This is a genomic window from Dysgonomonas sp. HGC4 (genome assembly GCF_001261715.1).
Classification (GTDB): Bacteria; Bacteroidota; Bacteroidia; order Bacteroidales; family Dysgonomonadaceae; genus Dysgonomonas_A.
This window is the reverse complement of the sequence record NZ_CVRU01000056.1, coordinates 70,212-89,144: the sequence shown is the minus strand read 5'-3', so window position 1 is coordinate 89,144 and position 18,933 is coordinate 70,212. Positions and strand designations below refer to the sequence as shown.

Genomic DNA, 18,933 nt, shown 5'->3' with positions numbered 1-18,933 from the left:
AAAGGTTTATTTCTTGCCGTTTACCCGTACCCTTATATCAGGATTTATTCGAATGTAGCAAGGTGTAACATCTACTTTTATAGGACTACTTTCAATAACACCACAAGTGTTGGTTATGATAACACGATAGTAGTACATTCCAGATTTAATTTGAGCAGGAGGTGAGTAAATTACACTGGTAGCACCAACTATATTTGTCCAATTTGATACACCGTCTGTGCTCGATTGCCACTGATAGGTATATATACCATTTCCTCCTGTTACGTCACAACTAAGCGTACTTGGTTTTGTACGGACACATGTCTTTTGGTCAGCCGTAATAGTTTCTATTGCAAAAGGGGGGTAAACCTGAATGTAAACACTATCCTGTACGGGCTCACCACAAAATTCGGGCATCACCGATACTTTGTACCATCCGGTCATGTTTACTTGAGCATTAGGGATTGTAGGACTCTGTGTTGTTGTAGCAAAGCCATTAGGTCCAGTCCAGTCATAAGCAGTCTTTCCTAATGTTATACATTTAAGATGTATAGAGTCCCCATTACAGACATTGTTATTAGTGGCATATACAACACGTGCAGAACTAAGTTTAGCTAGGGTTATCTGCTGGCTGAACTTATTACCACAATTATCACTGATGCGTGCAGTATAAGTTTCATTGGCTTTTCCATAATTAAAATACACTTGATGTTCCGATGAAACAACATCAGGGATGTCTTCTTTTACTGTATTTTCTTTATTCCATAGCTCGTATTTGTAAGGTGCTACACCATTTATGGCACTTAAGAGAATAACTCCTTTGCTGCTCTCTACGCAAACATAGGCATTTGTTTCCGTTTGGCTTAAAGCTAATGGGGGAGCAGTATAATTAATTGTCATTTCGTTGATTACACAACCTGTAGTACTGTTAGTAAGAGTAATACCCAATTTGTAAACACCAGGTGTAGAGAGTGTAAAAGAGCCACCGGGTTTAATTACTGTTTTATCGTAACCTGTTGGTCCGCTTGTCAGTCTATAATAAGTAGAATTGGTTTGCTGTACACTCTGGTAGGTCATGTAACCTGAGGGTGTAACCTTCATTCCCGAACATGTGTTTTCTGTAGTATATGTCAACTCTTTACCACTGTATATACCTTTGAGAGTTAAAGATGCCGTCATTGGAGTGGTACTTCCGCAGCCATTAACAACAGTAAGCGTGTATGTGCCGGCAGGCAATTTGGCTGTAGGCATGTAATAGTAATATGTGGAAGAGGTAGCAGTTGCTGTTTGAGTTGTATATCCTTCGGGTCCGGTTATAGTGAAAGTAGTACCTATGGGGAAATTACCTGACCCACTTCTACTAATTTGTAATCGCCCTTGGTCTTCTACGCATTGATCTGTGCTATAAAGCGATAATGTATATGCAGTAGGTATAGATGAAGTTCTATTTATAGTAGTTCTATAAGTACGTAAAGGATTTGTCCCAACATATATAGCTTCAAATATATATGCCTTGCCATATTCCAGATCAACAACAGTGCTTGTTGTTGAGGTAAGAGTTTTAGAATGTATAATATCACCTGAAGGATCTGTAATGGTTACCTCAATAGGGTAACAAGGATCTGTTGTATAATATGAAAGCTTATATTGGGTGCTACAATTGTCATCTGTATAAGTAAGGGAGATGTTTCCTCTGGTAGGAGATACCGATCTAGTGTCTACTGTTCCGCTGGCATCAGTAGTTACCATAGTATAAGTGGCGCCATAATTGAGGGAAACATATTGACTTGCAGTACTCATTACATTGTGGTTTTCGTATACAATGGTTCCTTGCCCTTCTCCTGCTGAGGTTTGAGTAATAACCATGGAAAGCGGATAACAGAAAAAACCATCATAATCGCCATAAGGATAAAAATAATATTGGTAGTCTTCACAAGTTCGGGTGCTGGATGAGAAAACAGGATATGGTTTTCTCAGATTGCTGGTTTGAGAAACATAAACGTTCTCACATCCTTTCAAGCGAATATATATAGTCAGGCTATTTGTTGGGTAATAATTGATATAAGCAGACGGTAGTTCAAAATTCTGTCTGGATGAAGACCATGGAAGCCATTGAGTAGGCATAGAACCGGTAGGTGCAATACCTACTTCGTACATACCATCAGCAAAATAGCGGTAATAGTCGGGAGTAGTGGTGGAACTTATTGATCCTGGACTATAAGTAACAGTAGTACATGATGTTTTTACACTTGGAGGATAGAATGTGGTGTTAGAATAGCTGAAAGTGGGGAAACCGGTAATCTCATCCAGAGTAAAAGTAGCTACGGCTGTATAACAACCGTCTTCTATCTGAACTACATAATTGCCTGCCGGATAATTTTGTCCGGGAAACGTATATAATGATCCGCTTTTTGTAGGAGTAATAACACCTGTGGGTGCTCCATCGGGTGCAGAGATTATATTAAAGGTGAAAATTCCGCTACCATTTATAACGTTTAACACTATAATACCTGTATTACATGTGTTGTAAGATTTACGTGAGGATGAAGGGTTAAATGAAGCCTCGGGTACTTTGTATGTACCTGCTACCACTACGTTTTGTGCTGTTTTTACCACACTATAATCTTCATTTGTAAGACAAAATGCCCTTGCTGTGACCGTGTAGGTGCCTGCTGGTATATTTGCTAATACATTATTCTCTTGTGGGTTAATTGTGAACCCATCTGCGGATGTTAACCCATATTGTACGTTGCTGATATTGCTTAAATCACCTCCTAAGGTTACAGTTATTGTTCCATTAGCCTGGCAGGTAGAAGGGGTTGATGTAGTTGTTACTGTAAAATTCAAATCACAATCTTGAGCAGTTATATTTCCTACTGAAAATATAAAAACACATAAGTAGAATATTTTATAATATAGTTCTTTCATTGATCTTTTTCTTTAGTAAGGCTCACAGTTAATTTACCCTCTAATGGAAAACTATATCTGGAATCTCCATATGAATAGATGAAGGTAAAAGTTAGTATATTATTGTTGACTTCGAAAGTGTAGGGGGATAATTGCATAGAAATATTACTTGTGTAATCTTCTTTACTCAATTCTTTAGTTGGAGCAGGAACCAATGTTAATTGATTCTCTACCTTATATTCGCGCTGATCAGGTAATGTGCAAAACGATAGTTGATCATTTTCTATCGTTGCTTTCAAAAATACTTTTTGAAAAAATATATCAGTAGTATCAAGTAAAGCGGCATTATCTATGGCGCGAGTGTCAACTTCTGCTTTGGAGTCGTAGTTGTAAACCGTAAATGTTGCTTTTTGGAAGATATATGTTCCGTCAGCAGAATTCGTCTGTTTGGTTTGTGAATATGCAAATATCGTGCATAAACAAAGTGTAAGCGCATAAAATATTTTCATAGTCTATTGTTTGTTTTGTTATGCTTGTTATTTAGCTTTAAAAATTATATTCATAAACGTTTTGTCTGAAATCGTGATCTCATCGGGCAGTTTATACGTTAACACACCCGCATCACTTAATGTAACACTCTGAAAGACGGTGTTGTCATAATAAGTAATGAAATATTCTAAAGCATTGCTTGGTAATGTGGGTAGAGACGTTGAACTTGCGCTTTTAATCGATGAACCCGAATTTGTCAACCCGAATTGTTCGGCATATGCTTTATATAGGTCTATTGTGTATACTTTTGTGCTCGGGTTATAAGATGGATCTGAGGAGTCGGTTGGTAAAGTGACAGATGGCATGTAAAAAAACCTCGAATCTGGATCTGGTCCAATTGCTTGCCAGATGGTTCCATCAAAGAAATAGTACCCAACTGAAGTTACTTCTTTTGTTTTAGGAGTATTATTCCCAACTATATCTGTTACGTAAACAATAGCTCCTGTTTGATCGGCCATATATTTGGCATCTTTCAAAACCAATTGAGCTAAGGTTAGTCGTGGAGCTATTATACCTTCGGCAGTAGTTGCATCTACAGCGACTGCTCGAACATCCAAACTAACTTTAGGGTCATTGGTATTAACGCCCACTTGTGCTTCCGCGAAAACTATGCTAGATATTACTAGCATAAATACATAGAAAATTTTCATTAGTTGTCGTTTTTTAATATCTCTAAAGTCAAAAGTATATAATTTTTTTATAATATTAGTGCCAATAAATGATAAAATACATAAATAAAATACATTACTTATTTAATAACTAGTTAGATAGTGTGTTTCTGATGGATAGACTATTGCCTTGAAACTGGCTGATAGTAAGGTTTGCATGAGTAATGTTTTTTGTTTTTTGCAGGTAAGTTTAGATATTAAGCAATGCCTTAACATTTGGGGTGATTGTTAATACTGTTTATGTCGTTAATTCCACTTATAAGATCTTTGAGTTTATATATTATAGACAAGTGTGTTAATTGTAGTTGCGGTGTGTAATTATACTTTTTCATATACCCACTAATAGAGGATTGGTGTTTTTTGTTCTATTAGAGCCAAGTTTATATCAGATGCATTCTACGAAGTAAACAATGAATAATCTCAAAGATGAGAATCTGTTAGTTATTGTGGAAGGTCAATCCATAATGTTAGACTCATTTATGTAATGATTTTGAAAAGATTATTAGTTTTATAGGAAATTTTATTCAATGAATGCAAATCAACTAAATCGGTTTACAAATCCAATACCTGAATTAAGAGCTAATATATACTATTTATTAGAAAAAGAAGGGGGACGAAAAACATCTGTAAGAAACGGATATAGAGGTCAATTTCATTACGATGGAAAAGATTGGGATGCTTGTCAAGCATTTATAGATAAAGAGATTTGTCTTTTAGGAGAAACGGTTGATTGTTATCTGACGACAGCAAGTCCTCACTTTCATATTAGAAAACTCTATGTAGGTAAAGAATTTGAAGTAAGAGAGGGGACAAGAATAGTCGGGATAGGCATTATAACAGAAATCTTAAGACCGGATTTCTGTTTAGAACAATAAGTCCTCGGATATTTCTGGCTGATAATTGTAACTAAGGAGAACAAATACTATTCGGATACTGTTAGATTCTTTATTACTAATGCAAAAATGTCATGAGAAGACTAGTTTTATTTGGCTCGTTGATTGTTGGGTTATTGTTTGTATCATCGTGTAAAACAGTACATACTAATAAAAATGGTATTCCTCCGGGACACGCAAAGAAGATTACAGGAAGTCAATCTGCTAAACCTTATGCCCCAGGACAAAACAAGTAGAGGATTTGATGAATCACGAGATTCTGATTAATAATAATCCCCCAATAGAAATATATGGGGATTTTTTTATGTAATCTATACTCCTGAAATCTCGTACTCACTTATGCGGGTTTTGAGAAAATTGTTAGCTTTATGAAAATAAATTATTTTATCTTGAAATGAAGAATCAAATAGGTTATAGATGTTTATATAAAACAGATTTATTTGAAATTGGCAATGTTTATGAAGATGCCTATTTTATAAATAATGAAACCAAAGAGAATATTCATATTGGATCGTTTTATGGAGAACCTACTTGCGCTTTTATAAATGACGATAATAGTTGGTGTGTTGTTGGTGGAGATACTTTAATTCTGGTAAAGAATTTTAGATGCATATGTGTTGATGGAATAAAAGATGCATTTGCTCTTAAATTCATTGATGAAAATAACATTCAAATTCTTACAGACCCATGGTCGGAATATTCTTCTATTTGGCAACTTAATGTCGAATCCCTTGCATGTGTTAAGGTCCAAGACTTTAATAAGTATAAGGGTGAAAAGTATACGAATGATTTAGATTGGTAAAACGAAATATACCTAAACATTTCTGTCTGAGGATTCAAATTTTGTGGAGCATAGCACCAAAGTCTCGAATTCTTTTTGTGAAGATTTTGAGAAAACAATTAGTTTTGTAAAAGCATTCTCAAAATGGAAAATATTATGTTCGATTTGGCTAGGTTTATTGGTGTGCGTATTCGATATTTATTTCTGAAAACCATCGGATTCTCTAAATCTCTAAAATATTTAAAAGGAAGTTCTGATGATGGAGCTAATAATCTAAGTCATGGTTGTATCAACACTTTAATAGGATTACCTATTGTATTTGGGGTGATAATAGGACTTGCTTATTTATATTTTAGATTTTTTGATTAAATAAAAATCCCCAAACATTTCTGTCTGAGGATTCACATTTTGTGGAGAATATCGGAGACGCCACGGCGTATTCAATGTTCTTATAATGAGTTGTTTATTTTTGTCTACTCTGTATTTGTCACCTCTGTTTTTTATAAGTGTCTGCTATTTTTTATTTTTATTCTGATTTTGACCATCTAATTTTCGATTGAGTTCTTCAATCTCATCATCTTTTTCCTTAATCCTTTTTTCAAGATATGTAATGATCGTCTGTGTTTCTTGATCAACACATTCTGTCATTTCTCCTTCTCCTGTGAATAGCCATCTAACATTCAAATCTATGTGTGCAGCTATGAATCTTTCAAGAAACTCACACCCCGGCTTGCTTCTACCTTTCCAAATCCATTGAACCGTCTGCTTAGACGCATACCCAGCCGTCCAAAGATCTGTTTGCTTATATCCTTTTTTCTCGCAGTAAATAACAATCCTTTGATTAATAGTGTCTTGCATTTAATTAACTTATTTTAAGCATGAAATTGTTTACTTTCAGTATGAAAATGTTTACCTTGCAGACTAAATATAAGACTAATTTACAGACTATGAATAAAGAAATAAAAGAATTAACATTTAAGCAGAGGTATGATCAGTTGTCTAAATCAGATAAAAAAGCGATCAGAAACAATTTTCTACTGCATTTCGAATACGAATATTCGACATTTTATCAGAAGTTAAGAGAAATGAGTTTCAAGAAGGTAGAACTTGAATACTTAGAAAATCAATTGCCAGCGACAAACCAGAATATAAAACTAAAAAAAGATTAAGATCATGGAATTTAAAAAAAAGAAAGATTCTCTTTTTACAGAGGGTACAACTAAAAACGGTCATTCTATTGCTTATGTATTTATTGATGATGCTAATATAGTATTCTTCGATCCTAGTAAACCTGAATTGATAAAGGAAAAAGGAGACAAACATTTCAGAGAGGTAAAACCTCCAACGAGATTAGTTTTTTACTGCAATTTTGAAATTACAACATCAATGGCTTCTGAGCTTGAGCAATCTAAAATATTAATGGTTGATTCGCTCAGTAATGAAAATAAGCAAATAATTGCTTATCCTCTATTTGGATTCAATTACTCGAAATTGGAAAATGTATTAGCCTCATTAGCCGAAAAATATAATCTATGAAACCTCAGTGGAAAACATTGTCGGGATCTATCTCCAAATTCAATGATCTATTTTATCAGTTAGTTGAAGGATTGACTGATAAAAGGATGCAGAAAGCATTTAAAGTCGTTGCAGACGAATGGAATAAGATTGTGACGTATCACAACGAATTTGATAAACTCGTAGAGCCTATTGCTCCTATTGATGTGAAGCTACCTTTTCCAAGTACAGAATTTTCTGAAACGTGGAAACTCTATAAAGATTATCTACTCGAAGATCATCAAAAATATATGGGTTCGAGACGTGAATCAATAATGCTAAAAAGGTTGAAAAGCCTCTCAGAAAAGAATGAAAAACGAGCAATTGAAATGCTTGAGTACTTCATCGCCACTGGGTGGAAAACTATGTACAAAGTGACAGATAGACAAATAACAGGCGATGATCCTGCCAAAGTTGAAGAGCCACAGCAAACCGAAATTATAATCGATAAAAAAGTAAGTGCAATATGATATTAACAGATGAAAGCCCAATGCCGTACGGTATTTATCAAGGTGATAAAATGCTAGATGTTCCCGGATCTCATCTTCTTTGGTTATATGAAGAAGGAGAATGTGATACCGAGGTTAAAGAATATATTGAAGATAACATGGACGCTATAAAATTGGAAATAAAAAATGAAAAAGCTACTAAAGGAGATTAGTGAATTCTGTTTTGAGAATGATGTAAAAATCAATAAAATAGAATTGTTAGCAGGTTATCCATCCTCATACGACCTAAATGATTTTTACGCAGAAATATCTTCAATGGATGAAGAAGAGATAAACCGAGCTTTTAAATATGCAGAAATAACTTATCAATTAAGAGAATTTGAGGATACAGATGATTTTTATGATTGGCTTTATAGTAATGAATTGTATGGTTTTTTTGTAGAACTCCATTTTCGAATATTTGATAATTATAAGTTTGACAAAGATGGGAATTTCAAGTCGTGCCTTTCAACTGCTATGTCTCATCTTGATTTTTATTATGCACCTGATCTCGAAACACTATTTAAAATAATCAAAGCAAGATCGGTTTATTACGGAGATATCGATTGTGAAAAAAGTAAATCAGAACAACTTAAAAATAAGGAGTTATAATAATGAAATTAAAAGAACCACAAGAAAAACACGAGGATGCAATGTTATTTGTTCAGAAATATTTAATCGCCCCCACCAGTAATGAGGAAGGCGAAAAGTTGACTCCTACACAAATAATACAAAGGCTCAGTTACAAGATTCGAAAAGAAGATAACTCGAAGATCACACCCTCAAATCTTGGTGCAGCTCTCTCAGCTCTTGGATATGTGCGTGGAATCTTTCGTCCCAAAGATGGAGGTAACCCAATGTATGGATTTCATGTAAAATTTATAGAGTAAAATTATACGATTATGAAAAAATATAGCATAGACGCAGTTCGTACAGATAACTATATAGTCGAAATAGACGAATCCGTTTGGACTCAAGCAGCATTAGAAGGTTGGGGTTCTGTTTTTTTTGATATGGATGATACTAAAGAATTAGCAGAACATATAGCATACTTAGTCATGAGAGAAGGTTATCAAAAATTCCTTGAAGGATTTGGCTATTTATATACTCAAGATGAAGATGGCAGACACCTAAAACAATGGGCTAGGAATGAAAAGGGAGTTCTTGCAGAAGTAATCGATTTCTCACCTGGAGTAAAATTGACAATAATTAGTGCAGACGATGATTATACTTTTGAAACAGAAGAACAACTAGAAGAAAAGGAGGACTCAAATGGTTAAGTATTACAAACAATCAGCATATATCTTTTATGCCGTATATCACAATTGTGCCATTACAGTGACAATATTTCGCTCATCCCCTTCTATCAGTTTTGAGTCCTCTGAAACTTTTGAATCTTACAAAGCTTTTAACCAGAAGTTAAAGGCACCATTTCAACAATCTAACGAAGCTGAATATAAAGAAGCCTATTCAAAGGTTTTAGACCTTATAACTAATCCTGAGAAATTCGGTAAAGATGGATGAAAATATATTGTACCTATCACCAGCTATGTACGATCTCTTATTAGAGAAAGTAGAAATGCAAGCCGATATTCCTCTCGAATTTATAATACAAGGCGAAGCCGTTCCCGTTAGAAAACTCTCATACGCAACAGGTAACCTGTTAATGGCTACGGGATGGCTCGCAGAAGTATTGTATAATGCAGTAATAGAAACAATTAAAGAAGTATAAGATGAAAAAGCAAACCAAATCAATGCAACCCGAACTTCTTCGAGTAATAAATTCAAAGCAACGTGTATTAGAAGTTGATTACAACTATAACACTTGTGACTTAAGAATAGGGACTATTCAAGATTATAATTCTATAACCCTGAATGAATCAGAAGCTAAGCGATTACATAAAGCTTTAGCAAAATTCTTAAAGTTCAGAAAGCATTTACTAGAAACATTTTAGATTATGAGTAAAGTAATGAGTGATATTTCAATCGCAGGATTATCAATAGCAATAGCCCTGTATTATGGTTTTTCATTATTGAAGCAATCTCTTAATTATATATTCGAAGAACTTCGAAAGATCAGAAAATTACTTGAGCAATTAAAAGAGCAAAAGAAAACAACAATCGATTTTAAAAAAAAATAACCCAAAATGAATAAAGAAGAAATCAAAATCGCAATAAACAAAAAGCCTAGTGAGCTATCAAAAGAAGAATTATCAGAACTATTCGGTGTATTCTCTTTACAGATCAAAGAATATTGTAAGTCTGAACAAAACGTACAGTTCGAAGTACATTTCAAACGAACTTTTATTCTACGAGTACAATATCCTATTGAAAAGGGTATAATGTCATTTAATAATGAATTTGTAGACTTCGGAGAAGACACACACGGGATATCAATGGGAAGGGCTGATAATATGATTGAATTGTTTAATATTTTCTTCAACATGTTTGATGATAACCTATTATCTAAAGTTAAGTATCATATTTTCTTTAATGAAGAAAGTTATCTGTATGATTCAGAAGAAGAGCATATTAAGACTTTCAAATATGTTCAATCTTTATTTAAATAAAAAGCCATGAGCAGAGAACCCAAAGGAATATCAGTAATAGTTATATATGCAGGATATATTCCAGAAGATGCAGATATAGATGAAGTCGAAAATAAAATAAAGTCTAAAGTAGATGATTGTTTTCGACTTAGTTTTCCTGAAAAGAACGATGAAGAATACGATGAAGATTTACATGAGCCATTCTTTACTCAAGAAAGTATTGTGATCGCTAAAGATGGATATACATTAATGTCTTAATATCAAATTAATTATGAAAAAGTACTTCATTGAAATAACATATTACGTTCCTCGTAATAACCTAGAAGAAAGGCTTCATGAGGAATTTAAGAAAATCGAAGACAATGTGATCTCAGAAGATCAATTAAAAGCAAACCTCGATTCTCGCTATTCAAAAGTAGTCTCAGACTACAATCGGAATAAAGGAAAAGCCAAAGCCCCGATAGATATTAGTGCAATAGGAGATAAGATCTATTACAAAATTGGCAAAAGCCTATCAATAAATTTAATTTTAGTGAAAGGAGAATTGCTATGATACTAAATTTTAAGATAGAGTATCCTTGGGGTGGCTATACGAATTTTGAATCAAAAATATTAAACTGTGTAAATAATTGGAAACATCAATTTACAGGTGATAGTAAGAAACCTCATTCTATAAGATATGACAAAACAAACAGATGGAAAGCAGGCAGAAAGATACATTTTGCAACAGGAGCAAGAACACCCAATTACAATTGTTTCGTTGAAAGTAAAGTTATTTCGACTCAAGAAATAGAAATTAAGGACGTTGGTCTTGAGATTAATCCAATAATAAAGGAAGCGTTGACTTTGTTAGGAGTAGAAACAGTATGTCATTATATCTTCGAAGAATATGTACCCAAATTAGATATTGTATTACGAAAACGCTTTCGGGTATCTGTTGATAAACGTGTGCTCTCACTAGAAGAGATTAATACGCTAGCAAAGAATGATGGCTTTGATTCTACTCATGATTTTTTCAGATGGTTTAATCAAGACTTTAAAGGCAAGATAATTCATTGGACTGATTTAAAATATTGAAATTATGCCACGACTATATTATTATGAAATATGTGTGAATTGGCTTGAGGTAGATGATAATACTTATACCGAATTCAATGAAATGGATGATCAGGCACAAGCTGATTTTTTAATAAACAATGGAGTTGAAGAATTAGACCGAAAGTTATACCAGTCATTTAAAGATTCAGGAGTAAAAATAACACCACTATAACTATGAGCAAAGTATCAATAACAATAGAATGCACGCCGAAAGAATGGGAGATGGCTAATTTTCTGTTAGAACAAGCCTACCAATCAGCAAAGGATAATGAAACGTTCCAACGGGCGTGGGCGGTTACTCCTTCCGAATTAGAGAAAGGAGAGAAATTCAGAATGATAGTTTTAACAGAATATTTAAAACAATAAATATTATGACACCAATACAAGATAAAACATTTGCTCAATATCCAACCTTTGACTCCTTTTTAAAAGACTATTCTCCTGCTCAGTTGCTAATTGTTTATTCTCATGTAACAACGATAGAAGAGTCTGTAATAAAAAATGGATTAACTCTCGAAGATATAAATTGCATGTACACTCAAAATGGATCAATGCCTGGTGCAGAGTATGTTGAAAAGTGGTTGAAGTTTCTAAATGATTTTTCTAACATCAACAAACCATTGACAGAAACACGTGCGGTATCTGTTATGATTTACCCTTTATACAAGTATTTTCGACTTGCAGATATGAAACTTATTTTTGATAAAATTATGAGGTCTGAATATGGACCGTTTTACGGATCAGTTGATGCACAAAGAATATTAACTTCTTTCTTTAAATATAATATTGATCGTATGTATGCACATCCCAGAGCATTGACTAAGATTAATACAGCTTTGGCATCTATAAGGGAAAAAGTTGAGACAGAACAAAAGCAAATTATATTCAATGAGCTTAAAGAGAAAGGACTAAAACAAAAGGAATTAATGGATGAATTTCAAATACAATGTGAAAAACGAATACCTCAGATTATTGCAGCGGAAATAGAAAAGAGAATGAGTAATGGAGAAAAGCAATGATAAGAATACCCTCTATTGTTTGATTTATAGGATCAGAACGAAAGGGTTCGCAGTTAATTGTAAGGAGAAGATAATTTATTTCAATTGTGATGATCCCGATTCTGTCAAAATAGCAGCGATAAACAGATTACGAACTGAATATAATTATACGCTTCAATCGAGGCTAGTATAAAACAAAAGGCAAAGGCAAAGTATATGGCAAAAATTGAGAAAAAAGAGATATCAAAACAAAAATCTCTTTTTGAAACTGATAAAATAAAGGATGTTGTTAATTTTCTATTAGAACATTACGATATTCGTATTCCTATTCAAGACCCTACTAAAATACAGATCACATGTAAAGATCCTGATCGATACGCATTTGCACCAACGTTTGATGATATCTCATTACATATCATGTCAGAGGGTAAGAACATAAGCGACAATATGCTTCGCAAGATCATACGCAGCCCCAATTATATACAGCCTTGTAACCCTATCGTAGAATATTTTGATAGCATTAGAGGCAAATATAAAGGTGAAAGTCATATCGATATTCTATGCAAGCATATAACACCCCGTTGTTTTGATGATCACACGCCCGAATATTACCGAGAACGCACGGATAAACTAATTCGTAAATGGTTAGTTGCTTGTGTAGCCTGTTGGATAAAGTCTATTCCTAATGATGTAGCACTAGGATTCATACACAGTGAGGAGGGTATCGGGAAAACATTTATTTCTGAGTTCCTTTTACCCGAAACACTTAGTGAGTATTATGTGAAGTCGAGCCGTGACGACAAGAAATTTGATACCGAAGATGTATTCACTCGCTATATGATTGTAACATTTGACGAATTGGTCGGAATAGGTAAATCAAATATAGATGTGTTTAAATCGGTTCTTTCAGCAAAGACGATACTAAACAAACGCAAACATGAAGAATTTCCTACTTCTAAGGCTCGTATGGGTTGCGGCGTATTCACTACGAACCGCAATGCAGAAAAGGGAGGCTTTCTTCATGACAGCTACGGATATCGACGCTGGGGAACTATTGAATTGGAAAATATTGATAAGAACTATTCTAAAGTAGTTGACATTGATCAAGTATGGAGTGAAGCACTCACTCTCTTAGAAGGTACTGAGTTTAATTATATATTTAGTGAAGTGGACTTTGAAGAACTGAAAGAATATAACAGGCGATATCAGATTGAAACAGATGCAATGTTATTTGTTCAGAAATATTTAATCGCCCCCACCAGTAATGAGGATGGCGAAAAGTTAAACCCCACACAAATAATACAAAGGCTCAGTCATAAGATTCGAAAAGAAGATAACTCGAAGATCACACCCTCAAAGCTTGGTGCAGCTCTCGCAGCTCTCGGATATGTGCGTGGATCCTTTCGTCCTAAAGATGGAGGTAACCCAATGTATGGATATCATATAAAATTTATAGAGTAAAATTATTTAAACCGCATACGCCTTTATTTTGCCCCCTCCCTCGGAGTATCTATTAAAAGTATTCGTTCGTTCGTTTCTTTTTTAGTGCTTCGGGGGAGTTTGCGTTTACGTATGCTTTATTTATTATTATATCTATATAGAATATGTTTTTATTTCTACAAATAAAGTAGTTTTCGTAAATAGTAAATCTCTAAAACTTACTTACTACATTACTACAAGCCTTTGAAACGCTTTGTTTGTGCCGTTTCTTTGTAGTAGATACACCTTAAAGCATATAGTTACTACAACCTACTACAAGTTACTACAAAATATACGTACTACAATGAAAACTACATTCAATATTCAGATACATAGTGTTTTAGGTGTGTGTAGTTTGTAGTAAGTAAAAATAAATTTTGTTTTTCATTATTAAAAGCATGAAATTGTTTACTTTTAACGTGTAAAATGCTGAAAATGTGCGAAATAGTTGGTATCTTTAAACTGGAAGAAATACAAAAAAGCATATGAGTAGCGAAAAATACATTTATCTGAAAGTTGAAAGGTATATGCAACAATACCTCACACATCACTTTGGTGATCCAATAGTTTTGCCAAAAGATTCTCCCGAACAACGAATTATAAGGACTTTACTAGTGAAACCTCCTCATTGGATTGATACGGATGCACCGCCGGAGGACTATACTTCAGGTGATGTTTTCTATGTTCGGCTTGAAATCCCATATTCCAAAGAAAAAGACCCACGTGTTTATAATTACCTGGTCGAAGCAGCCAAAGATATATTGGTTGAAAGGCTAGATCTGATTTTTATGAACAATATGTGGACTGAGCTTCTTGAGCTGTCAGTAATCAAAGAACTTGAACTAACTAAAATCATTTATGCGTGGTGTGAAAGTCATGGCATTCCCAATATTGAAGATGATAAAAACGCCGAAGTCATACGACAAAAATATTATCGGTTGCGGAAAAAATATAGAAGCGAGAATGATGTTAAATTATCATAATCTTTTTTCGACTTGAAGGCGTTTTTTACACAAGAAAAAAATATTTAAAATGGTGATAATCTGTAAAATAAAAGAAATATGAATAATTTTTTATCGGGATATAAACAACTAGAATATGCAGTCGGAACTATGACTGTTATGGAAGCAAATGAGAAAATAACATTCGGTATTCCTGTAAAGGTTTACGGTACTTTTTCTACAATTTGTATGGAGGGTATGGCATCGGTGGAATCCGAATCAAAGATTGTGAGCGGTCAAACTGTATTCACCACCTTATTGAAATTCAGAGCAGGAGAACAACCTTTGTTCCCGTGGACACTCAAGCAAGCATTAATCAATAAAGATATGATCTTTCGATTGACAGATGTAAACGGTAAAACTTGGTTGCTAGGTACAAATGAAATGCCTTTTCCTATTACTCAAGTAAAACATACAAGTCCCGGAGAAACAACAGGAGCCAATATTTTGGAATATGAGATATCTTATACAAACCTATTCTCATTATTGGAAATAGTATGAAAAAAATAAATATAAAAATAGATCCGACAGCTTGGATTAAACTAACAGATGGTGTAAAAAATGCTATTGGAGCATTTTCAAAAGCAGCATTTGAATTTAATAAAATTTGTATTGAAACAACGAAATTGATGGAAGAAGAAAAAAAAAGGATAGATAAACAAAAGCCACCCATAGGTATATGTTCAAAACAATCTATGGATCATATTACCTTTTTCAATGGCTGTGAAATGTCAATATCTAAATATGTATCGGGTATGGTAGATGGTAAAGGCTTTACAGCTCCATCAATTTACACAGTTAATGATATGCGTAATGAAATGCTTTATAGTGGTAGGTCATTTGGTAAAAGATTCCTTTATGATAGAATTTCGTGCTTACGTGAAATAGATGCATTCAGAAAACAGTGTAAAGATATGTTACTATCAAACTCGATATTTACAGATATCTGTACGGAATCTATCAATGAGTATAAGGAATGTTTATGTGGTGGTACTCCATTACATGAAATATTAAAAAAGAATCTTAAAATATATCTTATAAAACAAAATTTAAGTAGATCAATTAATAAGTTATTAGAGTCAAGATCTGAAAACGAAAAGAGAAAACGCTACATATATGGAGACTGGGTTAGAGTAAATGAACTGAAACGTAATAAATTCTAGTCTTTTCCTATACCTTATAATATATATAATGTTGCATTGTGAATTAAAATTCCGATGCAACATTTTTTATTATGGCATATACAATAGATATAGACGGGTACATAGGAGTTTGGCAGAACTCAAAGACTTATGTAAAGTCAATAATGGCAAAACATGAGAAAAAACCTGTCTCAGTTCGTATGAGTTCAATGGGTGGCAAAGTTGCAGATGCAATAGATATAGCAGCCCAATTTGAAGCACATGGAGATGTGACAGTTGATATGATCGGGCTTAATGCTTCTGCTTGTACCGTGGCTACACTTGGTGCTAAAACGGTAAGAGCACACATAAATAGTGGTTATCTCATTCATAAAGCAATGTCACCAATTGATATATACGCATATATGAATGAAGATCACATAGATGAGTTGATCAAGAAACTAGAAAAAGAGAAAAAAGAGAATGAAAAAGTAACTCTTATTCTTGCACGTATGTATGTGAATCGATCAAAGAAAAGCCTTTCAGAGATACTTAATCTGATGAAAGAAGAAACTTGGTTGAATGCAGAAGAAGCAAAAGAATGGGGTTTTGTGAATGAGATTTATGGAAAATCTAGTGAGAAAATAAATTACACTAACGAACTCAAAGAATTAGTAAATGCAGCCGGACTGCCATTACCTTCTCGATTTGCGGAAACTAAAAATAATTCGGATGAAGATAAATCTATCATCAAAGTAATAAAAGAAGAATGGGAGGAACTAAAAAATAGTTTCTCAGATATTTTTAATTCTGTGTCAGTCAAAAAAGAACAAACAGATAATAACCCTCAAACCCCTATAATAAATATGAAAAAAGAGTGGACTCATGTTAATACTATACTAAGTGTTGACGGTGTAGAAGAATCAGAAGGAAAGGTAAATCTTTCCGTTGCTGATTTAGAAAAACTGAATGCAGGCATTGAAAAGGCAAACCAAGCCAAATTGGATGCAGAAGGAGTAGTGACCGAAAAAACAAATCGGATCGTAGAACTGGAAACCGAGTTGAAAAACTTAAAAGATTCTGATGGTGATACAACTGGTCAGGTAGCTAAAATAAATGATGGTGGCAAAACTTATTCGGCTGGTACTGCCTATGAAAATTTAGCGGCTGCTATTGAATTAGAAAAATTACTTCCAAAAGATTAATAAATAAATATATATGGCAAATATTAATATAACCCCACAAGAGTTAGCTAAATCGGCTCATCAGTTTAGAGGCGAGATGCTTTCGATGCCAGTAATAGGGCTTAAAAGCTCACTGGATCATATGTCATTAAGACCGGGTATCCAGTATAGACAAACAGTAGGAGAAATTCATGATGATGCGGAGTTTGGACCATACGATCCAGAAAGAGAATCTGATGGTGTTGATATCAAAGGTCGTGATCTTGAAACGTATTTAGGTTCAGTAATCAGGAACTTCGATCCCAATAAGATAGTACAATCTATTTATGGAAGCTTGACCTTATCAGGCGAGTCTCTTAAAAACGTAAATATTTCAAGATTAGTAGTTGCTTCGATGATGAAATCACTTGGAGGGAAACTAAATGGTGTTCTTTTTTCGGCTATAAGAAATGGTGCTGGTACAAAAAGTAAAGATCTTTTTAATGGTTTTGACACAATTGCACAGGCTGAGATAACAGCAACAACTATTTCTACTGCACAAAAAAACCTATATGTATTTGACGAGGTAATAAACCGTAATAATGCAAAAGATTTGCTAAAGGATTATTGGCGTTCGGGTACTGATGTTCTGAAATCAATGCCTACTAAAATGTTCATTCCAGTGGAAGTGAAAGAGTTTTATGAAGATGATTATCAGCAAAGTGTTGGAGGTGTAGTCTATAATAAAACTTTTGAAAAAACCTTTCTTGAAGGTAGTAACGGTTTGTGTGAATTGGTAGCACTCCCTAATAAAGCTGACGCAAAGCTTATTCAAATTACACCCCGAACTAATATGTTAGTGGGTACAGGTAATGGTCAAGATTTAGAGAAAATTGAGATTGACAGATTCAAAGCTTTCTTGGTTACTTTATCAGCAGCTCTTCTTTTTGGTGTTCAGTATGAAACTATTTCTCCTGAGAAATTATTAATCGGTAAACTTGCAACAGAATAATGAAACAATGTAATCCAGCAACAGAGCCAACATCATTAGAATGGTGTACAGGGCAAACAAATACTCCGGGTATCCGTCCAAAAGTATTTTTTATTCCAAAAGGTAGTATTGTAAAATTTCCTACTTTGCCAACTGAAATTCCTACTAGCGGTTCAATGGGAGATTTAGCTACATATGTAGGTAGTTTTAAACTGGTAGCCGAAAAAAAGTGGAAAAGTATGGACATCCTTTCAGACAAAAGTCCGGCAACAGCAGAAAGTCAAGGAAGTAAACCATCAAAGACATATCTTAATCAGGCTGTAATTGTTGTTCCTAATGCCGATGCAGAATCAGCAGGTTTATCGAAGTTAGCAGCTAACGACGATTATGTGTACCTCATTCAACAACGAAATGGAACATATAGAGTGATAGGGAACGAAATGTTTCAAACCAATACAGATGTTACCCTAAGCTTAGGATCTGATCCGACAGGTGACGAAATGGGGACAACTATTACTCCTTCTTGTACAGATGTTTGTCATTTTCCCATATATATGGGTGAAATAGTTACAGAAGATGGTACTATCAACCCTGATGAGCAGACTGGTGGTGCTTAATATATAATCTGTTTTTTTTAGTTAAGTGGTGAAGAGGTTTTGCAATTGCAAAGCCTCTTTTGTCTTTTCTGCCATATTAGGTAATTACTAGGTTTGA

Annotated in this window: 33 protein-coding genes; 29 read left to right on the top strand and 4 right to left on the bottom strand. The window is 34.1% G+C overall.

From position 1 onward, the window contains the following. Positions 1–6: 6 nt before the first annotated feature. From HGC4_RS05340 to HGC4_RS05330, 3 genes are read right to left on the bottom strand one after another with little or no spacing between them, the layout of a single operon-like run. On the bottom strand, positions 7–2,907 hold the full coding sequence (locus HGC4_RS05340; RefSeq protein ID WP_050709099.1) for a hypothetical protein: 2,901 nt from the start codon (positions 2,905–2,907) through the stop codon (positions 7–9). After that, the gene (locus tag HGC4_RS05335) at positions 2,904–3,395 is read right to left on the bottom strand and encodes a hypothetical protein (RefSeq protein WP_050709098.1); all 492 of its coding nucleotides are present in this window, start codon (positions 3,393–3,395) and stop codon (positions 2,904–2,906) included. Before HGC4_RS05335 ends, HGC4_RS05340 begins: the two co-directional genes overlap by 4 nt. 27 nt (positions 3,396–3,422) lie before the next feature. After that, positions 3,423–4,085: a hypothetical protein gene (locus tag HGC4_RS05330; protein ID WP_050709097.1), complete on the bottom strand. Its 663-nt coding sequence runs from the start codon at positions 4,083–4,085 to the stop codon at positions 3,423–3,425. A gap of 545 nt (positions 4,086–4,630) precedes the next feature. Here HGC4_RS05330 and HGC4_RS05325 point away from each other — a divergent pair. From HGC4_RS05325 to HGC4_RS05315, 4 genes are all read left to right on the top strand, one after another. Then, positions 4,631–4,978 carry an EF-Tu C-terminal domain-related protein gene (locus HGC4_RS05325; RefSeq protein ID WP_050709096.1) on the top strand — a complete coding sequence of 116 codons (348 nt, stop codon included), beginning with the start codon at positions 4,631–4,633 and terminating at the stop codon, positions 4,976–4,978. Positions 4,979–5,070: 92 nt separating this feature from the next. Further along, the gene (locus HGC4_RS18815) at positions 5,071–5,232 is read left to right on the top strand and encodes a hypothetical protein (protein WP_185099949.1); all 162 of its coding nucleotides are present in this window, start codon (positions 5,071–5,073) and stop codon (positions 5,230–5,232) included. A gap of 158 nt (positions 5,233–5,390) precedes the next feature. Further along, complete coding sequence (locus HGC4_RS05320; RefSeq protein WP_050709095.1) at positions 5,391–5,798, top strand: hypothetical protein; 408 nt, start codon at positions 5,391–5,393, stop codon at positions 5,796–5,798. A 123-nt stretch (positions 5,799–5,921) separates the two neighbouring features. Then, on the top strand, positions 5,922–6,146 hold the full coding sequence (locus HGC4_RS05315; protein WP_050709094.1) for a hypothetical protein: 225 nt from the start codon (positions 5,922–5,924) through the stop codon (positions 6,144–6,146). A 144-nt stretch (positions 6,147–6,290) separates the two neighbouring features. On the opposite strand, the gene HGC4_RS05310 is transcribed toward HGC4_RS05315, so the two are convergent. Beyond that, positions 6,291–6,635 (bottom strand): hypothetical protein, encoded by a 345-nt coding sequence (locus HGC4_RS05310; protein ID WP_050709093.1) that lies wholly within the window; start codon positions 6,633–6,635, stop codon positions 6,291–6,293. Between the two features lie 20 nt (positions 6,636–6,655). Between HGC4_RS05310 and HGC4_RS05305 the strand changes: the two genes are divergently transcribed. The 25 genes from HGC4_RS05305 (at position 6,656) to HGC4_RS05185 (ending at position 18,836) form a co-directional block, all read left to right on the top strand. After that, positions 6,656–6,946, top strand: coding sequence for a hypothetical protein (locus tag HGC4_RS05305; RefSeq protein ID WP_050709092.1), 291 nt, complete (start codon positions 6,656–6,658; stop codon positions 6,944–6,946). A 4-nt stretch (positions 6,947–6,950) separates the two neighbouring features. After that, positions 6,951–7,313 (top strand): hypothetical protein, encoded by a 363-nt coding sequence (locus HGC4_RS05300; protein WP_050709091.1) that lies wholly within the window; start codon positions 6,951–6,953, stop codon positions 7,311–7,313. After that, positions 7,310–7,801, top strand: coding sequence for a hypothetical protein (locus tag HGC4_RS05295; protein ID WP_050709090.1), 492 nt, complete (start codon positions 7,310–7,312; stop codon positions 7,799–7,801). Before HGC4_RS05300 ends, HGC4_RS05295 begins: the two co-directional genes overlap by 4 nt. A 20-nt stretch (positions 7,802–7,821) precedes the next feature. Beyond that, positions 7,822–7,992, top strand: coding sequence for a putative quorum-sensing-regulated virulence factor (locus tag HGC4_RS05290; RefSeq protein WP_157258142.1), 171 nt, complete (start codon positions 7,822–7,824; stop codon positions 7,990–7,992). After that, positions 7,967–8,431 (top strand): hypothetical protein, encoded by a 465-nt coding sequence (locus HGC4_RS05285; protein WP_050709088.1) that lies wholly within the window; start codon positions 7,967–7,969, stop codon positions 8,429–8,431. Before HGC4_RS05290 ends, HGC4_RS05285 begins: the two co-directional genes overlap by 26 nt. Before the next feature lie 2 nt (positions 8,432–8,433). Next, a complete protein-coding gene (locus tag HGC4_RS05280; RefSeq protein WP_050709087.1) occupies positions 8,434–8,709 on the top strand; it encodes a hypothetical protein in 276 nt (91 codons plus the stop codon). Positions 8,710–8,721: 12 nt separating this feature from the next. Further along, a complete protein-coding gene (locus tag HGC4_RS05275; RefSeq protein ID WP_050709086.1) occupies positions 8,722–9,099 on the top strand; it encodes a hypothetical protein in 378 nt (125 codons plus the stop codon). Continuing rightward, positions 9,092–9,343 (top strand): hypothetical protein, encoded by a 252-nt coding sequence (locus HGC4_RS05270; RefSeq protein ID WP_050709085.1) that lies wholly within the window; start codon positions 9,092–9,094, stop codon positions 9,341–9,343. Before HGC4_RS05275 ends, HGC4_RS05270 begins: the two co-directional genes overlap by 8 nt. Next, positions 9,336–9,551 (top strand): hypothetical protein, encoded by a 216-nt coding sequence (locus HGC4_RS05265; RefSeq protein WP_050709084.1) that lies wholly within the window; start codon positions 9,336–9,338, stop codon positions 9,549–9,551. The genes HGC4_RS05270 and HGC4_RS05265 overlap by 8 nt, the downstream gene beginning before the upstream one ends. Before the next feature lies 1 nt (position 9,552). Continuing rightward, positions 9,553–9,774: a hypothetical protein gene (locus tag HGC4_RS05260; protein ID WP_050709083.1), complete on the top strand. Its 222-nt coding sequence runs from the start codon at positions 9,553–9,555 to the stop codon at positions 9,772–9,774. A gap of 3 nt (positions 9,775–9,777) precedes the next feature. Then, on the top strand, positions 9,778–9,960 hold the full coding sequence (locus tag HGC4_RS05255) for a hypothetical protein (protein ID WP_050709082.1): 183 nt from the start codon (positions 9,778–9,780) through the stop codon (positions 9,958–9,960). Positions 9,961–9,966: 6 nt separating this feature from the next. Continuing rightward, complete coding sequence (locus tag HGC4_RS05250) at positions 9,967–10,389, top strand: hypothetical protein (RefSeq protein WP_050709081.1); 423 nt, start codon at positions 9,967–9,969, stop codon at positions 10,387–10,389. A 6-nt stretch (positions 10,390–10,395) separates the two neighbouring features. Further along, the gene (locus tag HGC4_RS05245; RefSeq protein ID WP_050709080.1) at positions 10,396–10,626 is read left to right on the top strand and encodes a hypothetical protein; all 231 of its coding nucleotides are present in this window, start codon (positions 10,396–10,398) and stop codon (positions 10,624–10,626) included. A 13-nt stretch (positions 10,627–10,639) separates the two neighbouring features. Further along, on the top strand, positions 10,640–10,921 hold the full coding sequence (locus tag HGC4_RS05240; RefSeq protein ID WP_050709079.1) for a hypothetical protein: 282 nt from the start codon (positions 10,640–10,642) through the stop codon (positions 10,919–10,921). Beyond that, positions 10,918–11,445, top strand: a complete 528-nt coding sequence (locus tag HGC4_RS05235; RefSeq protein ID WP_050709078.1) for a hypothetical protein — start codon at positions 10,918–10,920, stop codon at positions 11,443–11,445. The genes HGC4_RS05240 and HGC4_RS05235 overlap by 4 nt, the downstream gene beginning before the upstream one ends. Before the next feature lie 4 nt (positions 11,446–11,449). After that, positions 11,450–11,638 carry a hypothetical protein gene (locus tag HGC4_RS05230; protein ID WP_050709077.1) on the top strand — a complete coding sequence of 63 codons (189 nt, stop codon included), beginning with the start codon at positions 11,450–11,452 and terminating at the stop codon, positions 11,636–11,638. A 2-nt stretch (positions 11,639–11,640) separates the two neighbouring features. Further along, positions 11,641–11,832 (top strand): hypothetical protein, encoded by a 192-nt coding sequence (locus HGC4_RS05225; protein ID WP_050709076.1) that lies wholly within the window; start codon positions 11,641–11,643, stop codon positions 11,830–11,832. A gap of 5 nt (positions 11,833–11,837) precedes the next feature. Beyond that, the gene (locus HGC4_RS05220; RefSeq protein ID WP_050709075.1) at positions 11,838–12,485 is read left to right on the top strand and encodes a DUF6633 family protein; all 648 of its coding nucleotides are present in this window, start codon (positions 11,838–11,840) and stop codon (positions 12,483–12,485) included. A 195-nt stretch (positions 12,486–12,680) separates the two neighbouring features. Further along, a complete protein-coding gene (locus HGC4_RS05215) occupies positions 12,681–13,925 on the top strand; it encodes a VapE domain-containing protein (RefSeq protein ID WP_050709074.1) in 1,245 nt (414 codons plus the stop codon). 503 nt (positions 13,926–14,428) lie between these two features. After that, positions 14,429–14,926: a hypothetical protein gene (locus HGC4_RS05210; RefSeq protein WP_050709073.1), complete on the top strand. Its 498-nt coding sequence runs from the start codon at positions 14,429–14,431 to the stop codon at positions 14,924–14,926. Between the two features lie 78 nt (positions 14,927–15,004). Continuing rightward, entirely contained in the window at positions 15,005–15,445 is a 441-nt protein-coding gene (locus HGC4_RS05205; protein WP_050709072.1) for a hypothetical protein, read from the top strand. Beyond that, the gene (locus HGC4_RS05200) at positions 15,442–16,107 is read left to right on the top strand and encodes a hypothetical protein (RefSeq protein ID WP_050709071.1); all 666 of its coding nucleotides are present in this window, start codon (positions 15,442–15,444) and stop codon (positions 16,105–16,107) included. Before HGC4_RS05205 ends, HGC4_RS05200 begins: the two co-directional genes overlap by 4 nt. Before the next feature lie 71 nt (positions 16,108–16,178). Beyond that, on the top strand, positions 16,179–17,270 hold the full coding sequence (locus HGC4_RS05195; RefSeq protein WP_050709070.1) for an ATP-dependent Clp protease proteolytic subunit: 1,092 nt from the start codon (positions 16,179–16,181) through the stop codon (positions 17,268–17,270). A 13-nt stretch (positions 17,271–17,283) separates the two neighbouring features. After that, complete coding sequence (locus HGC4_RS05190; RefSeq protein ID WP_050709069.1) at positions 17,284–18,240, top strand: hypothetical protein; 957 nt, start codon at positions 17,284–17,286, stop codon at positions 18,238–18,240. Further along, positions 18,240–18,836 carry a hypothetical protein gene (locus HGC4_RS05185; RefSeq protein WP_050709068.1) on the top strand — a complete coding sequence of 199 codons (597 nt, stop codon included), beginning with the start codon at positions 18,240–18,242 and terminating at the stop codon, positions 18,834–18,836. The genes HGC4_RS05190 and HGC4_RS05185 overlap by 1 nt, the downstream gene beginning before the upstream one ends. The last annotated feature ends 97 nt before the right edge of the window (positions 18,837–18,933 follow it).

What these genes read in the sequence shown, in the direction of transcription:
- HGC4_RS05340 (WP_050709099.1), bottom strand. Translation starts at nt 2,907, where the DNA reads ATGAAAGAACTATATTATAAAATATTCTACTTATGTGTTTTTATATTT.
- HGC4_RS05335 (WP_050709098.1), bottom strand. Translation starts at nt 3,395, where the DNA reads ATGAAAATATTTTATGCGCTTACACTTTGTTTATGCACGATATTTGCA.
- HGC4_RS05330 (WP_050709097.1), bottom strand. Translation starts at nt 4,085, where the DNA reads ATGAAAATTTTCTATGTATTTATGCTAGTAATATCTAGCATAGTTTTC.
- HGC4_RS05325 (WP_050709096.1), top strand. Translation starts at nt 4,631, where the DNA reads ATGAATGCAAATCAACTAAATCGGTTTACAAATCCAATACCTGAATTA.
- HGC4_RS18815 (WP_185099949.1), top strand. Translation starts at nt 5,071, where the DNA reads ATGAGAAGACTAGTTTTATTTGGCTCGTTGATTGTTGGGTTATTGTTT.
- HGC4_RS05320 (WP_050709095.1), top strand. Translation starts at nt 5,391, where the DNA reads ATGAAGAATCAAATAGGTTATAGATGTTTATATAAAACAGATTTATTT.
- HGC4_RS05315 (WP_050709094.1), top strand. Translation starts at nt 5,922, where the DNA reads ATGGAAAATATTATGTTCGATTTGGCTAGGTTTATTGGTGTGCGTATT.
- HGC4_RS05310 (WP_050709093.1), bottom strand. Translation starts at nt 6,635, where the DNA reads ATGCAAGACACTATTAATCAAAGGATTGTTATTTACTGCGAGAAAAAA.
- HGC4_RS05305 (WP_050709092.1), top strand. Translation starts at nt 6,656, where the DNA reads ATGAAATTGTTTACTTTCAGTATGAAAATGTTTACCTTGCAGACTAAA.
- HGC4_RS05300 (WP_050709091.1), top strand. Translation starts at nt 6,951, where the DNA reads ATGGAATTTAAAAAAAAGAAAGATTCTCTTTTTACAGAGGGTACAACT.
- HGC4_RS05295 (WP_050709090.1), top strand. Translation starts at nt 7,310, where the DNA reads ATGAAACCTCAGTGGAAAACATTGTCGGGATCTATCTCCAAATTCAAT.
- HGC4_RS05290 (WP_157258142.1), top strand. Translation starts at nt 7,822, where the DNA reads ATGCCGTACGGTATTTATCAAGGTGATAAAATGCTAGATGTTCCCGGA.
- HGC4_RS05285 (WP_050709088.1), top strand. Translation starts at nt 7,967, where the DNA reads ATGAAAAAGCTACTAAAGGAGATTAGTGAATTCTGTTTTGAGAATGAT.
- HGC4_RS05280 (WP_050709087.1), top strand. Translation starts at nt 8,434, where the DNA reads ATGAAATTAAAAGAACCACAAGAAAAACACGAGGATGCAATGTTATTT.
- HGC4_RS05275 (WP_050709086.1), top strand. Translation starts at nt 8,722, where the DNA reads ATGAAAAAATATAGCATAGACGCAGTTCGTACAGATAACTATATAGTC.
- HGC4_RS05270 (WP_050709085.1), top strand. Translation starts at nt 9,092, where the DNA reads ATGGTTAAGTATTACAAACAATCAGCATATATCTTTTATGCCGTATAT.
- HGC4_RS05265 (WP_050709084.1), top strand. Translation starts at nt 9,336, where the DNA reads ATGGATGAAAATATATTGTACCTATCACCAGCTATGTACGATCTCTTA.
- HGC4_RS05260 (WP_050709083.1), top strand. Translation starts at nt 9,553, where the DNA reads ATGAAAAAGCAAACCAAATCAATGCAACCCGAACTTCTTCGAGTAATA.
- HGC4_RS05255 (WP_050709082.1), top strand. Translation starts at nt 9,778, where the DNA reads ATGAGTAAAGTAATGAGTGATATTTCAATCGCAGGATTATCAATAGCA.
- HGC4_RS05250 (WP_050709081.1), top strand. Translation starts at nt 9,967, where the DNA reads ATGAATAAAGAAGAAATCAAAATCGCAATAAACAAAAAGCCTAGTGAG.
- HGC4_RS05245 (WP_050709080.1), top strand. Translation starts at nt 10,396, where the DNA reads ATGAGCAGAGAACCCAAAGGAATATCAGTAATAGTTATATATGCAGGA.
- HGC4_RS05240 (WP_050709079.1), top strand. Translation starts at nt 10,640, where the DNA reads ATGAAAAAGTACTTCATTGAAATAACATATTACGTTCCTCGTAATAAC.
- HGC4_RS05235 (WP_050709078.1), top strand. Translation starts at nt 10,918, where the DNA reads ATGATACTAAATTTTAAGATAGAGTATCCTTGGGGTGGCTATACGAAT.
- HGC4_RS05230 (WP_050709077.1), top strand. Translation starts at nt 11,450, where the DNA reads ATGCCACGACTATATTATTATGAAATATGTGTGAATTGGCTTGAGGTA.
- HGC4_RS05225 (WP_050709076.1), top strand. Translation starts at nt 11,641, where the DNA reads ATGAGCAAAGTATCAATAACAATAGAATGCACGCCGAAAGAATGGGAG.
- HGC4_RS05220 (WP_050709075.1), top strand. Translation starts at nt 11,838, where the DNA reads ATGACACCAATACAAGATAAAACATTTGCTCAATATCCAACCTTTGAC.
- HGC4_RS05215 (WP_050709074.1), top strand. Translation starts at nt 12,681, where the DNA reads ATGGCAAAAATTGAGAAAAAAGAGATATCAAAACAAAAATCTCTTTTT.
- HGC4_RS05210 (WP_050709073.1), top strand. Translation starts at nt 14,429, where the DNA reads ATGAGTAGCGAAAAATACATTTATCTGAAAGTTGAAAGGTATATGCAA.
- HGC4_RS05205 (WP_050709072.1), top strand. Translation starts at nt 15,005, where the DNA reads ATGAATAATTTTTTATCGGGATATAAACAACTAGAATATGCAGTCGGA.
- HGC4_RS05200 (WP_050709071.1), top strand. Translation starts at nt 15,442, where the DNA reads ATGAAAAAAATAAATATAAAAATAGATCCGACAGCTTGGATTAAACTA.
- HGC4_RS05195 (WP_050709070.1), top strand. Translation starts at nt 16,179, where the DNA reads ATGGCATATACAATAGATATAGACGGGTACATAGGAGTTTGGCAGAAC.
- HGC4_RS05190 (WP_050709069.1), top strand. Translation starts at nt 17,284, where the DNA reads ATGGCAAATATTAATATAACCCCACAAGAGTTAGCTAAATCGGCTCAT.
- HGC4_RS05185 (WP_050709068.1), top strand. Translation starts at nt 18,240, where the DNA reads ATGAAACAATGTAATCCAGCAACAGAGCCAACATCATTAGAATGGTGT.